This window comes from Hyphomicrobium sp., from assembly GCF_036833075.1.
Classification (GTDB): Bacteria; Pseudomonadota; Alphaproteobacteria; order Rhizobiales; family Hyphomicrobiaceae; genus Hyphomicrobium_C.
The window spans coordinates 1-15,246 of record NZ_DAITQL010000095.1; the positions used below are offsets into that span (position 1 = coordinate 1).

14 protein-coding genes, 1 tRNA gene and 2 pseudogenes are annotated in these 15,246 nt (G+C 60.9%); 8 read left to right on the forward strand and 9 right to left on the reverse strand.

The genetic code is table 11. The annotated features are described in order from the left end of the window. Positions 1 to 525: 525 nt before the first annotated feature. The 4 genes and pseudogenes from V7082_RS18865 (at position 526) to V7082_RS18880 (ending at position 2,165) form a co-directional block, all read left to right on the forward strand. Positions 526 to 602: transfer RNA gene (locus tag V7082_RS18865), tRNA-Arg, on the forward strand. A gap of 195 nt (positions 603 to 797) precedes the next feature. Beyond that, the gene (locus V7082_RS18870; protein ID WP_334150984.1) at positions 798 to 1,418 is read left to right on the forward strand and encodes a CDGSH iron-sulfur domain-containing protein; all 621 of its coding nucleotides are present in this window, start codon (positions 798 to 800) and stop codon (positions 1,416 to 1,418) included. Positions 1,419 to 1,455: 37 nt separating this feature from the next. Then, positions 1,456 to 1,554 (forward strand): annotated as a pseudogene (locus V7082_RS18875) (alpha/beta fold hydrolase); the annotation flags it as partial. A 101-nt stretch (positions 1,555 to 1,655) separates the two neighbouring features. Further along, entirely contained in the window at positions 1,656 to 2,165 is a 510-nt protein-coding gene (locus V7082_RS18880; RefSeq protein WP_334150986.1) for an OsmC family protein, read from the forward strand. Positions 2,166 to 2,483: 318 nt separating this feature from the next. Here the strand turns inward: V7082_RS18880 and V7082_RS18885 are convergent, their stop codons facing one another. Further along, the gene (locus tag V7082_RS18885; protein WP_334150987.1) at positions 2,484 to 3,908 is read right to left on the reverse strand and encodes an amidohydrolase family protein; all 1,425 of its coding nucleotides are present in this window, start codon (positions 3,906 to 3,908) and stop codon (positions 2,484 to 2,486) included. Positions 3,909 to 4,660: 752 nt separating this feature from the next. Here V7082_RS18885 and V7082_RS18890 point away from each other — a divergent pair. The 4 genes and pseudogenes from V7082_RS18890 (at position 4,661) to V7082_RS18905 (ending at position 7,766) form a co-directional block, all read left to right on the forward strand. Next, complete coding sequence (locus V7082_RS18890) at positions 4,661 to 6,097, forward strand: amidase (RefSeq protein WP_334150989.1); 1,437 nt, start codon at positions 4,661 to 4,663, stop codon at positions 6,095 to 6,097. A gap of 576 nt (positions 6,098 to 6,673) precedes the next feature. After that, positions 6,674 to 6,994 carry a nuclear transport factor 2 family protein gene (locus V7082_RS18895; protein WP_334150991.1) on the forward strand — a complete coding sequence of 107 codons (321 nt, stop codon included), beginning with the start codon at positions 6,674 to 6,676 and terminating at the stop codon, positions 6,992 to 6,994. Positions 6,995 to 7,090: 96 nt separating this feature from the next. Further along, positions 7,091 to 7,198, forward strand: a pseudogene (locus V7082_RS18900) (alpha/beta fold hydrolase); the annotation flags it as partial. Between the two features lie 85 nt (positions 7,199 to 7,283). Further along, on the forward strand, positions 7,284 to 7,766 hold the full coding sequence (locus V7082_RS18905; RefSeq protein ID WP_334150992.1) for a hypothetical protein: 483 nt from the start codon (positions 7,284 to 7,286) through the stop codon (positions 7,764 to 7,766). 1,038 nt (positions 7,767 to 8,804) lie between these two features. Here the strand turns inward: V7082_RS18905 and V7082_RS18910 are convergent. The 8 genes from V7082_RS18910 to V7082_RS18945 all read right to left on the reverse strand — a co-directional run. Further along, a complete protein-coding gene (locus tag V7082_RS18910) occupies positions 8,805 to 9,275 on the reverse strand; it encodes a GFA family protein (RefSeq protein WP_334150994.1) in 471 nt (156 codons plus the stop codon). Beyond that, on the reverse strand, positions 9,211 to 9,582 hold the full coding sequence (locus tag V7082_RS18915; protein WP_334150995.1) for a TfoX/Sxy family protein: 372 nt from the start codon (positions 9,580 to 9,582) through the stop codon (positions 9,211 to 9,213). The genes V7082_RS18910 and V7082_RS18915 overlap by 65 nt, the downstream gene beginning before the upstream one ends. A 2-nt stretch (positions 9,583 to 9,584) precedes the next feature. Continuing rightward, positions 9,585 to 10,166 carry a DUF899 family protein gene (locus tag V7082_RS18920; RefSeq protein ID WP_334150997.1) on the reverse strand — a complete coding sequence of 194 codons (582 nt, stop codon included), beginning with the start codon at positions 10,164 to 10,166 and terminating at the stop codon, positions 9,585 to 9,587. Then, a complete protein-coding gene (locus tag V7082_RS18925; protein ID WP_334150998.1) occupies positions 10,156 to 10,596 on the reverse strand; it encodes an ArsR/SmtB family transcription factor in 441 nt (146 codons plus the stop codon). The genes V7082_RS18920 and V7082_RS18925 overlap by 11 nt, the downstream gene beginning before the upstream one ends. Positions 10,597 to 10,865: 269 nt before the next feature. Further along, a complete protein-coding gene (locus V7082_RS18930; RefSeq protein WP_334151000.1) occupies positions 10,866 to 11,849 on the reverse strand; it encodes a GlxA family transcriptional regulator in 984 nt (327 codons plus the stop codon). A 107-nt stretch (positions 11,850 to 11,956) separates the two neighbouring features. Further along, on the reverse strand, positions 11,957 to 13,294 hold the full coding sequence (locus tag V7082_RS18935; protein WP_334151001.1) for an alginate export family protein: 1,338 nt from the start codon (positions 13,292 to 13,294) through the stop codon (positions 11,957 to 11,959). A gap of 193 nt (positions 13,295 to 13,487) precedes the next feature. After that, positions 13,488 to 14,126 (reverse strand): CE1759 family FMN reductase, encoded by a 639-nt coding sequence (locus tag V7082_RS18940; protein ID WP_334151003.1) that lies wholly within the window; start codon positions 14,124 to 14,126, stop codon positions 13,488 to 13,490. Beyond that, on the reverse strand, positions 14,123 to 15,246 hold a 1,124-nt coding region (locus V7082_RS18945), incomplete at its 5' end, for an LLM class flavin-dependent oxidoreductase (RefSeq protein WP_334151005.1). The genes V7082_RS18945 and V7082_RS18940, both read right to left, overlap by 4 nt.

A 15,246-nucleotide genomic window follows, 5' to 3' on the forward strand; every position in this document is an offset into this window, starting at 1 on the left:
CAGCCGCGCCGTCGCCGGACGAGGTTCCGGAAGGGGCCACCGCCGCGACCGGCGCCGCCGCGGCAGTGCTCGACGGCGCGGAGCCCGCGGAGAAGTAGCCGGTGCGGCCTCAGGCGAACGGGCGCCGCGCCCTTCCGCAGGGGTTCCCGGCCGCGCCGGGCACCGGGCTTTACGCGGCCTCCCCCGGTGCAGTATGGTCCGCCCGTTCCGCCGGCCGCTCGGCCGTCATCCAGTGCACCCGTAGCTCAGCTGGATAGAGCGTTGCCCTCCGAAGGCAGAGCTAAGTCAAGCGTGCTGAATGAGGGTGTCGGGAAAATCGAGGGAAACCAAGCGATTGGCGAAACTCGAAGGAAGCAACAAAACCGCATCTGAAGTCGCGGAAGCACCGCGGAAGCAAGCGGAAGGAGGTTTTTGAGAACGAACGGCGGGAATCGGCGGCGACCTAAGACTGCCGCGTTTGCGCCGAGCCGATTGTTGGATTCGTGATTGACGCTGCTCAACCTCGGCCACTATTTAAATGTCAATGCGCCCGTAGCTCAGCTGGATAGAGCGCCACCCTCCGAAGGTGGAGGCCACACGTTCGAATCGTGTCGGGCGCGCCACCCCACTTGAGGGCTGGCTGAACCGGTCAGAGCGTTGGCTCCCCGCACAGAACTTCATCTTATTGACGAGTTGAACCTGGATTGATCGCGTTCGAGCCATGGAGCATCGGCTCGATTTGATCCGCTGACGCCCCTTGTATCGCCCTTCCTCCCGTCGCACTCTTGCCACCGAAAAACATCCCGAGGGAGGCGCCGATGCCGCATGTTACCCAGGGCGCCTCGATCGACGTCAGCTTCGACCGCAGGCGCTGCATCCATTCGCGCAATTGCGTGTTGGGCCAGCCGACGGTGTTCGAGCCCGGCGCGAAGGATTGGATCCATCCCGACGCCGACACGGCCGACAGGATCGCGGCGCAGGTGGCGCTCTGCCCGTCCGGCGCGCTGACCTATCACCGTAAGGATGACGGGCCCCAGGAACAGGCGCCACCAGTCAACACCCTGCGCCTCCAGGAGAACGGCCCCTACGTCTTGCGCGGCGATCTGCGGATCGGCGAGGAACGCTTGTTCCGCGCCACGCTGTGCCGTTGCGGGCGGACCAAGAACCGGCCGTTTTGCGACGGCAGCCACACGGCCGCAGGGTTTTGCGCCACCGGCGAGCCGGAGCCGAACAAGAGCGAGCCGCTGGAGGCACGCGACGGGCCGCTCGTGATCACGCCGCTGAAGAACGCCTGCCTGAAGGTCGAGGGCAATCTGGAGATCGTTGCCGGCTCTGGCCGCCGGCTCGATCGCGTGCGCGAGACCTATCTCTGCCGCTGCGGCAATTCCGGGACGAAACCCTTCTGCGATGGCACGCACGAGAAAGTGGGCTGGGAGTAATCTCTGCCAGCGTGGAGGTGGCAAAGCCTCAGACCCCCTCGATCAGGGATTCCGCGTGATCGCGCACGATCGCCGTGGCCACGGTCGCTCGACCGAGACCTATCATGGCAACGAGATGGACACCTATGCCGCTGATAACGAGCCGGTCGCCGCACACGCCGGTGACATCGGCACCGATATACGGCGGCTAATGGCCCTGCTTTGCATGACGCGCGCAACACAGTGGAAGGAAGCTCTATGACACCGCAGGATAACGCACCCAGGCTACGCGAAGTTGTTGTAGCAAGCGACCCCACCAATCATGGCGCGCTGGTTGGTCATGTCGGCGCATCTCAGTTTCCCATCGGCGGCCCGGATGGCATGAGCCATATTTCTCCCGGTCCCAATCCTTACGACCTTCTCAGCGCATCTCTTGCTGCATGCACCGCTTTGACCGTTCGTTTTCAGGCCCGGCGCCGGAAATTTCCGCTCGAGCGTATCGAAGTGGGCGTCAGCTTCCACCACGGTGCCCAGGGCGAAAGAGGTTCGTTCGAGCGCATTTTGGTGCTGGAAGGAGAACTCGACGCGCAACAGCGCGCCATCTTGCTGAAAGCCGCAAACCTCTGCCCCGTTTGTAAATTTCTCGGCATCAGCGCGGATATTAACACGCGCCTGGACACCACGACCTCCGGCCACAATGCAGGCGCTCAGGCCAGTTATGAGGAAGACCTAGCTGAGCTCCCGATCCCGAACATCGATCCGGATTGAGCGCATCCCTTTGGGGGCTCGCAGTTTGTCATACCCGTAGAGTCTCCGTAGCGATCGGGGCGGCGCTTATCGTCGAAGCGCCGCTCGTTGGCCCTGTGAAGGCAAAGGATGCGGAGATACCGTTGAAAAACTCTACTTGAAGTTATGATAGAGCGCTGATGAATTCGGCCTCGTCACCGGGTGGGAGGCAGGAGGCGCCCCGTGGTCAAACAAAAGCGTGCGCTGAGCTCAAGATTTCACTTGCTCGCTGCTAGCTTTATGGGGGCGACCACGGGCCATGCCCTCGCCCACCGGATCGAAGTGTGCTCGAATTTACGATCACCTCGCGGTGGGCGTGAACCAGCCTTCTGACTTGAGTTGTGCCCACATCTTCCGTGCCACTGCCCCGCCGCGTTCGATCACTTTGCGCTCATCGTCCACAACCAGGTGTCCATCTCTGACCTGGAGCAGACCTTCCGTCATTACGTTCCTGACGTGGAGTCCGCTTGCATACAGCAGATTGTTCAGCGGCTCAGGCGGAGCGGTACCGGATCCGGACAGAAACCCGGATACGTCGATTGAGGTCAAATCCGCCTTCGCGCCGACCGCGATGCGACCCAGGTCGCTTCTGCCAAGGCCGTTCGCCGGGTTCAGCGTAACGCACTTGATCATGTCCCACACCGTGGGCCGTCGCACGGGGACGTCGCCGTCCACGCCGAGATCGTGGCGGAGCCGGCCGTACAGCACGGCCAGTTTGGCGTTTTCCAGCAGATCGTTGGAGTGGGTGTCGAGGCCTACATTCGTGTTGATGCCCGCGGCGAGCGCTTGGATAAAGGGCTGCAGGATGGCGGGGCCGCCTGCACCGGCCCCGGACGGACAGTGCGAGTAGGTGAACTTTTTCTGCGCGGCCAGGAAAGGGGCGTCCTGTTTCGGATTCCAGCCGCCGAGATGGGCGCCGAAAAAGACCTCGTCATAGAAGCCGAATTCTTCGAGCCACTGGACCGGCCCCTTCCCCCACAGCCGCTCCATCTTCGGCACGTCCTGCGCCATCGTGACCAGATGCGTGTGAATGCCGTTACCCAACCGCCTCGCTGCCTCGACCACGGCTCGAAGCGTTTCGGGCGTATGCGTCTCGGGCCCCTGCGGCGCCATCATCGGCAGGATTCGGCCGTTTTCGGCCCCATTCACGGAAAGGGCGTAATCAAGATTTTCCTGAATTTCGGCGAGGGTGTCAGGCACCGAGTCGAAGAGCACCTGATCCGATTCGCGTTGCCAGATGGGCATCAGTCGCGACCAGCCGGGGACCATCCCGCCGGGATAACCGCGTACGCCCCACGCCCTGGCTACGCGTACATAGGACTTCATCTGTTTCAAGGAGAGAGACTGTTCGACCTGGGTCGTGCAGCCACCGCGCAGTATCTCTGCGAGATTGTAGGCGGTGAGCGCATCGAGATCGTCATCGTCGAGCGTCTCGATGGCGAATAGCGGCCCTGACCACAGCCGGCCGCTTTCGATGAGGCCACGGCTGCACGATCCCCCTGCAACATGCGTATGACCGGAGATCATGCCAGGGATTAGCAGCTCGCCCGGCATCGGGAAACGGGTGTCTTGGCCGCGGACTCTTCCCGGCACGATGTCCGCGATATGCCCGTCCTGGACGACCACAGAGTGATCTGCGCGGAGTTCGAGTTCGCCGCCCTCGTAGATCAGGGCCCAGCTGGGTTCGAGGATCAACGTTTTCGCCTCGTGCAACAGAGTATTCATGGACACCCTTGTTTTGCTCTCCGACGCTGAAACCATGGACGTGTCTCTCGCGGTCTGAGGATGCGCGTTGGCTAGCACCGCATCAGAAGTTCGAGATCGAACACATTGGGGCACAGCAAGTCATGCATAAGGGTTCGATCAACCACGATGCAAACAGCATTTCCGCCGGTTCGGTCATGCACGAGTGCAGTGTGTAAAGGTCGAGATTTGATGAAGCAGTTCGGTCTCCATGCACCGGAGCCGAGCGATCACGGGATGGAGATGGGTGGCACCGATTGTCACAACTGATCGATCGAGGAGCGCCCTTCGAATTCCTGGCGGCGCCCTCCGCATGAGCAACGCGAGCGTCCGCTGACAATCGTGCAGCGGTGCAGTCTCGCTATCGCAAAATTGCCTGTTGGGACGGGATTGGAAATCTGCAAGTTTAGAGGCGCTTACTTCGATATTTCACTCGCCCACTGATAGTTTTAGGGACTCCGCGTGACACGACCCACGATCGCAATACTTGTCGGCATTTGCTTAGTGAGAGCGTGACTTGCCGGTGATGCTGCAGCCGGAAGCGTATCTCGCTGATGTAACGCCGGACAAGTTCGACGAAACCGGCCGGCTGCGCGAATGCTGAATGACGGCTACAGCGTGTGCCCTGTTCTCGCCGCTTGTGGAGTGTGGAGCGTCGATGCGGTGCATCGCGAAGCAGGCCTGCGCGTGCGACAAGGGTGGTCGATCCCCAGCGCCCACGTGAGGAGACGAGAATGGCCAGCGAAAGCCTGCTGAAGACCTATACGAACTCGGACGCCTTGGCCCTCGCCGAGATGGTGAGGAAGGGCGATGCCACGCCGGCCGAGTTGGTCGAGGCGGCCATCACCGTCATCGAACAACTCAACCCCAAGCTCAACGCTGTCATCCACAAGCTCTACGATATGGGGCGCGATCGCGCCGCAACGATCGACCGGACCGCTCCCTTCGCCGGCGTGCCGTGGCTCCTGAAGGAACTCGCCTCGTCCTGGGAGGGTGCGCCGCTCACCAACTCCTCCTCCTATTTCAGAAATCTGGTAGCGACGAACGACAGCGAGGCCGTGCGCCGAATGAAGGCGGCCGGCCTCGTTCTGCTTGGCAAGTCCAACGCCCCGGAAAATGGCTGGTCGATCTCGACCGAGCCGAAGCTCTACGGCGCGACGGTGAACCCGTGGAACGCGGACATCACTGCCGGTGGCTCAAGCGGCGGCGCGGCTGCGGCGGTCGCGTCGCGCATGGTGCCGATCAGCGAGGCGAGCGACGGCGCCGGCTCGATCCGCATTCCCGCCTCCTGCTGCGGCGTAGTCGGGCTCAAGCCCTCACGCGGCCGCATCACGCTCTCGCCTTCCGGCGACTACTGGTACGGGGGCGCCTACTTCTTCTGCATTACACGCACAGTGCGTGACGCAGCGGCCTATCTCGACGCGGTCGCGGGCGCGCTGCCGGGCGATCCCTACACGCCGCCATCTCCCGCCGAGCCCTGGCTGGATCTGTCTGCCCGCGCGCCGAGAAAGCTGCGTGTCGCATATTCGGTCACGCCACCCAACGGCACACCCATCGATCCTCAGGTGAAGGCCGCTGTCGAGGCGACCGCGCGCACGCTAGAAAGCCTCGGCCACACGGTCGAGGAGCACGACATGCCCCTCGACGGAAACCGTGCCTGGGAGGTCTACACGCGCATGACCTGCGCGTATACCGCGGCACTGTTCGATTGGCTGGAGCCGCTGGTCGGTAGGTCGGTTACGCCCGAAGACGTCGAGCCCGTGACGTGGGCGATTATCGAGCGCGGTCGCGCGATAAGCGGAATGCAGCACGTTACTGACATCGAGGAGATCCGCCAGATCGCCCGCGCTATCGTCGGCGACCTCTATCCCTATGACCTGTTTGTGGCGCCGACGCTCACGCAACTGCCGCGACCGGTCGGCTACTACGATATGTCGGAGACGGACGTCGACCGCTACAACGCGAAGTGGACTGACAGCGCCTTCGCCTTCCCCTTTAATATGTCGGGCCAGCCGGCGATCTCGTTGCCGCTCGCATGGTCGAAAGAGGACATCCCAATTGGCGTGCAGCTCATTGGGCGCTACGGCGACGAGGCCACGGTCCTCGCCGCCTCCACGCAGCTCGAGAAGGAGATGCCCTGGCGGAATCGGCGACCGCCGGTCAGCGCCTGACACTGGCATCCCTCCTGGATTAAGCCGCTAAGCGGTCTATGCACCAGGATTACGGGTCGTCGATGGCCTGCGAGGGCGAATGAATGAGCGCTATGAGCGATCCTATCGAAAAGCGGACCACCTTATGGGGGCAGGCCATGGCGAAATCCGAACTTGGGCGCCTGTGCCGCCTCGAATGAGTGAAGTGGATGCGAAGCACGGCAGCGGGCAGAACACTTTTTCGACGGGCACCAAGCCTCCTGTGACTGGCGGCCAGGAAATGGATGTGCGGTTCTAGCCATGCAGATCAAGCGCCCCAACAGACGGCCAGCAAACGCAACTCAGGTTCAAAGATTCCACCATGTGCGGGGCGACTGTTCGGAGGTCAGTCGGTTCGAAGACAATGTAGGTGCGATTGCGGCGGTCTTCGCTTGTATCCCTGTCATCAGCTGCTTCCTGTTGGGCTGGGACAAGCAAACGACGAGGCCTCCGTGGCGGTCACGGACCGGCGTGGAAACGCGTTAGGCGCGCAATCAATCTCGCTTTGTCGATCGCAATGCACGCACCCGAACGGTCTTGCTCAATGGGATATGCCAAATGAAGTCGCCCGCAATTTTCGATAGGATTCTAGCGGCCGTAAACAGCGGCAACACAGCCATGTTTCTCGACCTGTTTGCCGAGGACGGTGAGGTCGATGACTGGGGTTTGATCTACCGAGGATGGGCGGAGATCCAGAAGTGGTCGGATCGTGAACTCATTGGCGCCAGGGCGCGATTGACGCTCCGTAGGGTAGACCTCCGCCACGGTGAGATGTGCATGATTGTACGGATCGGCGACGCTGGATTCCGCGGTTTAAGTCGATTTGCTTTCACGCTCGAGAACGGTCGAATCCGCCGCATGGAAATCCCGTGCATGTAGCAGTGCATGTTAGCAGGGCCCCTCACGTCAAAACGACATCTGCTGAAGGCGCAGACGCGTCGAGCGCTTTCGCAATAAGCCAACTGGAAGATCGCCATGTCATATTTTACCACCGAGGACCGAGCCACCATCTTTTATAAGGATTGGGGACCGCGTAACGCTCAGCCAATCTGCTTCCACCACGGCTGGCGCCTGGCGCATGAAGGGCGGTTGATGCTGCAATCGGATCGAAGATGACCGCTGGCGACCGCTTTGAGGAGCGCACGGGATGGCTTAGAAGGCTGTTCGCATGAGCAAAGAAGCACCCGCGATGCCGCGCAAGTTCGCGTTTGATGAATTCTACGAGATGCTGAAAGAGTACGTGAGCGATCCCAAGGCGCGTCACGCGCTCATGACTTACGATTCAGAATATGGGGCTGGACGCGGCTATCTTACCGATGGCTCACAGTGTTCCGAGTTGGCATTCGATTCCTACGGCGATTTTAAAGCTGCAGGCTGGTCAATTCTAGCTAAGCATGGCTGGCCGACCCTTTCGCAAGTCATCAAGTCTACAGAGCACGATTTTGAACTACGCAGCAAAATCGAAGATGCAGGTAGGACCTTTGTCGATCTAGGCCGAAGATTGATACGAAAAGAACCCTACGAAAAGGGCTGGTCCTTTCAAGATGATGATTTCGACGTCGACGATCGAGCGAGTGCTCTCAAGCTATTGAAGATGTGGTCAATTCGATATCCAAACAACGTGCCGTACACACTGACGGGAGATGAATGATGGCAAGCGTTGTCATCGTCTACCCGGCTCCAATCCACTTCGAGTTATGAGAGATCTATGAGAGCACTGCTGATATTGTCGTGTTTGGCTGTGTCGATCGCTGCCTGTGGTGCCGAGGAGCCCCGTAGCGTTGACTATTTCGCTACGCACGAGGCCGAGGCTTAGACCGTCCTAGCTGCTTGCGAAGCCGACAAAATGCGCGGTCAAGAATGCGACAACGCCCGCCAAGGTGCGATGATCGCCGCTGCCAATCGAGGACTAGAGTATAAGCCAGCGACCCAACAAAATAAGGGAAAATAGCTAGAGTGAAACCGGCGTCGCGGCTGAAGACGAACTTCTCAACGTTGACTGCATCAGCCATGCCCCTCGGTCAGCCCAATCCCTCATGGTTCATTTCGTCCAAAGTGTTTGAAGGTTCGCGCCGCACCACCGCATTTCGGTGGGATTATCGTCCGCCCGCCCCATTGGATCGTGATCCGATCATCCGCCAGTACGGTGATGCTAGCGCGCTGCTTGCGAGTGCCTTCATCGGGAAGGTTCGTGCAAGAAAGACTCAGCGCGTAAGCGTGCCCAGTGCGAGTCGCCTCGAGGATATTGCATTTGTTATGACCAGGCCCGAGGGCATTTCCATAATAGCCCATGAGATAGGCGGAGGCTGGCTTACTGCACGATTCAGTCGCATCGACATAAATGCCGTGCCGGACCGGCAGAGCATCGTGTGCCAGGGCGGGCACGGCTAACAGCAAAGCCGGCGCGAGCGCCCCGAAACTTCTTCCAAGTCTTGTCACCTTTCGAATCCTTCCGGCTGTTTGCGATGCATGGTTAGGCGCCCTTGAATAAGCAATGCCGGTTAGGCATCGCGCCTAGGCCCTGCCTGGGCCGTGTTCGCGCCAGCAGATCGACAAGGCGCTCCAATTCGCTCTCATCGAGACTGGCATACCCTCGACGGCGCAGCGAGCTAGTCCCAGACGTCGCGCAAAGACATCATTCCCCGCGCGCGTCCGGAAAAATGATCGTCAATCTTTACCGCTCACGCACTTAGTCTTGCACCGGCAGCGCCGGATCGAGATGATCCCAGGGGCGCTTGCTGCGCGCGAAGACCACGCTTTGCGGCCGGTACTTGCTGGGATCATCCAATGTCGCTGCGTGGAAGAACAGGAAGTCGGCAAAGCCGGCAGAAGTCTTGTACACGGGGCTGCCGCATTTCGGGCAGAAAGCACTTTGGACGACATTCCCACTGTCGGCCTTGATCTCGAAGAAGGCCGGCGTCCCATCAACCGTAACTGCGGCCTTCGGCAAAGCGAACTGGGGCGCGTGCCCTGTGCCGGTAATCTTCTGGCATTGCGTGCAGCAGCAGATGATTGAGAAGGACGGTGAGGCCTCGGTTCCATAGCGAATGGCCCCGCACTGGCATCCGCCCGAGATCGTAGTTGGATTTGTCACCCTATGTTCTCCCCTTTTCTCGAAGCCGTGGTGCTTTCCGCCGACGCTCCGGCAATGAGGCGGCATGAGTGAAGGAATGCTCGACCCAGCGCACAAGTGCGGCCTGCTCTACGCCGACAGGCAGAAGCAGATAGTTTTTCATCACGCGGCCGGGCGTGGGCTCCCAGCGCCGTCCGCCCTCGCTGAGAAGCGTCTCGCGCAGCCCATCAGGCAGCCGGACAAGGACGTCGTCCTGATGCAGCCCGGCAAACATATTGCCGTTCACGAAGGCTGCGGGATATCCGAACATCTGCCGTCGTTCGATCCGCGGACTGTTGGGCAGTGCGGTCAGGAACGCCTCGATGAGCTCAGGCGGCGACTTCCTCCAGGCCATGCTCATTCATCCGCTTTGCCGTTGAGCGTCGGCCTCCAGCCGGCCGCGCCGCCGGGCAGGAGATCGAACAGATGCCAGAGTGCGCAAAAGTCGTCATGCGGGCAGGAGGCGGTATCGACGACCCGGAGCAGACGGCCTGAGTGGCGTTGCAGCACGGACAGGCCGGGCCGGCAATGGCCGTCTGCCGTCGCGTAGCCCATCTTTGCCGCGAAGGTGGCGCCCCGATCGCTGACCATCGGAAAGCGCCAACCTCTTTCGCGCGCAAACTCCGCCTGCCGTTGCGGGGGATCAGGACTTGCGACGACAAAGGCTGCGCGCCGTTTGAGGTGCGGATAGAGGCCGTTGTAGCCATCGGCCCAAAGCGTGCAGTAGGCGCAATTTGAACCCATGTTGTGGATGACGATGAGCTCATCCCTCCGGCCGAACAGCGCCGTCAGGGCGACGGGACCTTCGAGAGTGTCGAACACATGCTCGTCGACTGGTCGCGGCTCCATGGCCGCAAGCACCTCCCGCATGTCTGAGCGGATAGCGGAGATCTGCTCGCGCAGCCTCGCGAGCTGACGATTTCCCTCATCATACTTCATGTGAACCCCCGGCCTTGGTCCGGCTGCGCTTGACGCGTCCCGGCGCTGAACGATCCCGCTTGGCGCTGTCTTGTTCGAGCCAGGATTTCAACGCGTCGAACTGCGCCTGCCAGTAGCGGCTATAGCCATTGAGCCAGACTGCCGCAGCATAGAGGGGCCCGACTTCGAGGCTGCAAGGACTGATACGGCCGCTGCGCTCCTGGCGGACAAGCCCGGCGCGCGCCAGGATCTGGATATGCCGCGACACGGCCTGCAGCGACATCGCATAGGCATCGGCGATTTCCGAGACAAGCAGGCGCTCTTCGCCCAGCCGCCGGAGAATGTCCCGGCGGGTCGGGTCGGACAGCGCGAAGAACACCCGGTCGAGCATCGCGCTCTCCGTGTCTTCGTCGGGCTCGGCAATCGCGACGGCGGAATGAGCGCGGGGCATGGCCGGCTTTTATCAACGAATACGTTTACTGTCAACGTTATCGTTTATCTTCTTGACGATTGGCCGCGCCACTTTCTCTCAGGGGGCTAGCCTTCAACGCGACAAGGGGGCTGCGCTTCAATGCGATTTGACACTAACGGCCGCATATGCCCGCCGGGGTGGTTCGATGACAGCTCCAGCGGAGGCATCTGATGCTACCCCGTCCAAAGGCGCCACATTGCTGTCTGTGCATGACTCAGCGCCCCGAGACGAGTGCCCGCGGCGGGTACTCAGCGCTGATGTGTTGCCTCGTCTTGGTTGCGGCGGAAGCTGGCCCGATAGTGATTTGGCGTAACGCCAAGCCGTTCGTTGAAGATGTCACGCATCCGGTCGGCCGAGCCAAAACCGCAATCAAAGGCCACGGCCTTTAGCGGACGGTCGCTCGCTTCGAGCATCGCACGGGCCGCATCGACCCTGGCGCGTTCAACGAATTCGTGAGGCGTGATTCCGGTCTCCTGGACGAAGTGTCGGGCAAGGTTTCGAGCGCTCATGCCAACATGCCGTGCCAGGCTTTGCAGGGTGTGGCGAGCGGCAAGGTCGCCCACGACATGGTGCTGGACGCGGCTCATCGGCGACTCCGGATCGACAGGCGCCGATAAATAGGGGCTGAACTGGGATTGCCCTCCCTGTCGTTGCGCGACGACGACCAGCCGCTTTGCCACCGCGACAGCGACAGGATGTCCATAGCGCTCCCCAACCAGGGCCAACCCCAAGTCGATGCCCGCTGTGACGCCGGCCGACGTGACCAGCCGGCCGTCTCGAATGTGGATGCGATCATGTTCGACGGTGGCGCCGGGAAACCGCTCGGCGAGCTTCTGGGCGTTCTGCCAGTGTGTCGTCACCCGCTTCCCCTCTAGAAGGCCGGCAGCGCCCAAGGCGAAAGCGCCCGTGCAAACGGACCCGTAAATGCTGGCACGCCAGGGCGCATGGCGTAGCCAGTTCTGCATTGTCGGATCTGGAGCCTGATCCGGCAGTGCGGGCCCGCCGGCGACAAGCAAGACATCGAATCCTCCAGACGCCTCCTCGAATGTTAGATCCGCTACGATCTGCATGCCGTTGGAGGCGCGCACAGGGTTGCGTGAGGCTCCAACGAGGGTGACCTCATAGCCTTCTTCTGCATCAACGAAGGCATTCGCCTCGGCGAACACGTCGATCGGGCCGGCGACGTCGAGGGCCTGGACGCCGTCGTGAATTGCTATCGCAACTTTCTGCATCACCGTCGTAGGAAGGCCCTTTGCTATATGGACGAAACGGCGCTCGCCGCTCTTGCTGCATCACTCCGCGATTTCGGCCGCTATCGACTAACCAGACGAAATTATCTTCAAAACCGGAACATCGCCTCGATGCCGACCATATGGATCGTCTCTGCCGGACCGGTCTGGCCAATAAAGTTGCCCGGCGTGAAGACCGAATATGAAGCCAGGAATGAATGGAGGGGGCTGGGCTGCCAGCGTAGTACGACCTCCTCCTGATGGCCAACGAACCGTGCCGTGGAGTCATCGCTCGCGCGGATCAGGTTTCCGGGCATTCCGTACACACCGTCTCCGAGGCTCTGGCGCCAATATGCCATCGCCGCGAAACCAAGAGTAACGCCGTGTCCGACATCCACATCGACTCCGGGATGCAGATTGATCATGTTGTACGGGCCGATGGGTGACAGCTCTCCGTAATATTTCCCCATGGGAAACATCGGATCGAAGGTCTGAAGCTCGGGGTCGTTGGGGTTACGATCGCCGCTGGCGATATTGGCCCGAAGGCGAAACGTCAAGGGCGCCAGATTGTAGCTGGTCTCGGTGCCGATCATCCAAGCTGCAATGTCCGACTGACCGAAGCGACCGTCCTGCAGCATCGCTTCCCAGTTCCAGCTCAAATGGTCAGCGTTGCCAAAGAAGCGCACGCCGTACGTGCGGCGGTGCTCTGCCGCGACCCCCTGATTGAATTGCGCCGCGTCGTTTCGATAATCGAGCAGGTAGGCATCAAGACCAACATTAGGCCATTGGTACGTCACGTACGCGCCTTTGAGACTAACTGTATCGGAGCTTCTGTCGTCGAAACTATCCGGACCGGTCGACACCGGCCGGAGGCTCAGCAATTGAACACGCAGAGGCCCGACGTCTCCAATGATATGGGCGCCGTCAAAGGGCTGCGGGATGTTCGGGCCGTAGCGTGTCCCGACAAGTCGCTCTGTCCCGAGTGACACCAGCTCTCGGCCGCCACGTAGTCGTATGCTGGCCGATCCGATCGGGAGCGTGACCTCACCAAATCCTTGAAGCAGATCGATCCCGGTCTCGTCAGCCGGTCCTGGCGCGGCTTCCATGTTGAGGGGAACGCCAACGATACCCTGGGCGAAGGCGCGCACCGGCCCCGCATGAACATCCATGTGCGGCATCAGCCTGAGCCACAAACGGTCGTCGTTCGGCGCCTCGCCGCTCCCCCACCAGTTGTCGTGATAACCTTCGTAGCGTAGCCGGGCTTCTACTCCCGTGCTCACCCATATATCGCCGTCTACCGATAGCGGCTGATACTTCAGCGCCGCCCAATTCGGCAGTGTCGCGGGATCATAGTTTCGTAAGACGGACCAATCCTCGTCGTGGCGCAAAAGGGTCTGCTTAACGGGCATGTCCTGCGCGCGCATCACCGTTGGCTGCTCGGCAGGCATGTCTTGCGCCCGCACCGCGGCCGGGAGCAGAACCAAACACGTCAGAACAGGCAACGCCCGGCCCATCCTCGGAATTGACCGGGCAATTCTGATGGCTAGTTCCACCCGGTCGAACAGCGTCCGACGTGGCGGGCTAGCCATTGCAGATGGCGAGAATGGGCTTCCTGCGCGACACACCTGCGCCGCGGACGCATTACGCGGGCAGGTGGGCATCACGCGACCCCGCTGCAAGGAGGAGGTCGAACGGTGTGGTCTGCTCCGCCGCTGCATCCGCGTTTCGAGGAACCGACATCTCCATTGCCTGAGCAAGCTCGCGGGCCGCTCTATCGATCCGGTCTGAAAGAACCCCGCCTGCTGTCGCACCGCCCCAATCTTCCGGCGCTGCATAGACTGCCGTCGTTACGGTCGCGGCGCGCAGATAGGTGAAGATCGGCCGAATGACTTGCTCGAGCACCAATGCGTGCCGCGCCGTGCCGCCGGTGGCGGCCAGCAGGACCGGTTTTCCCACGAGTGCGTCTTTGTCGAGGATGTCGAAAAACGACTTGAACATCCCACTCACTGACGCAGCAAACACCGGGGAGGCCACGATGAGGCCGTCAGCTTGCGTGACCGTCTCGATCACCTTTTCCAACGAAGGAGAAGGGTATCCCACAAGCAGATTGTTTACGACCTCATGGGCGGTGTCTCTGAGCTCGAGATTCTTTATGTCGATGCTCGAGTCCCGCCCCTTCGCGATCGCCGCAACCGAAGTCGCGAGTTGATCGGCGAGCAGTCTGGTTGAAGAGGGCTGACGGAGCCCGGCGGAGATGACGACCAGGGATTTCTTGTTCATTCCGCGGCCTCCGCATGAACACCCGACATCTGTCCCGATTTCAGCATCAGCGAAGCATGGGTCGGGGCCTCCGGCACATGAGGCGGACGTTTGCTGTCGAATTCTTTTCGAAGGACGGGGATCACGTGCTCGCCGAGAAGCTCGATCTGCTCGAGCGCCATCTCCGCGGGTATGCCCAACCCGTCGATGTTGAAGAGCTGTCGCTGATAGTCGCCGAAATCTTCGCGGAAGCGCATCGTCCGATCGATGACCTGTTGTGGGCTCCCCACGGAGAGAGGCGTGTGCTCCATGGTCTCTTCCAACGATGGCCCGCGACCGTAGATGTCCGAGTTGTCGAAGAAGGGCCGGAACTCGCGAATTGCGTCTTGTGAGTTCTTCCGAATGAAAGTTTGCCCACCCAGCCCAACGATCGCCTGGTCGGCCGAACCGTGCCCGTAATGCTCAAACCGCTGCCGGTATAGCGTGACAAGCCTTTTGGTGTGGGAGGCCGGCCAGAAGATGTTGTTGGCGAAGAAGCCATCCCCATAGTAGGCGGCTTGCTCGGCAATCTCGGGCGTTCTGATGGAGCCATGCCACACGAAAGGAGGAACTCCATCGAGAGGGCGCGGCGTCGATGTGAAAGATTGAAGCTTCGTGCGAAACTTTCCTTCCCAGTTCACGACGTCCTCTCGCCATAGCCGGCGAAGAAGGGCGTAGTTCTCGATCGCGAGCTGAAGGCCATCCCGGATGTCCTTCCCGAACCACGGATAAACAGGACCGGTATTGCCCCGCCCCATCATCAAATCTACGCGCCCGTCAGCAAGATGCTGGAGCATCGCGTAGTCCTCCGCGATCTTGACGGGATCGTTCGTGGTGATCAGCGTCGTCGATGTGGAGAGCAGGAGTTTTTGCGTCTTGGCCGCGATATAGCCCAACAAGGTGGTGGGCGACGACGGTACAAACGGCACGTTGTGATGCTCTCCGGTCGCGAAAACGTCGAACCCGAGCTCCTCAGTTTTCAGCGCGATCGCGACCATCGCCTTGATGCGCTCCTTCTCCGACGGTGCGTTTCCTGTCGTCGGATCTGTGGCGATGTCACCGATTGAAAAAATGCCGAATTGCATTGCTGAAGCTCCTCTAA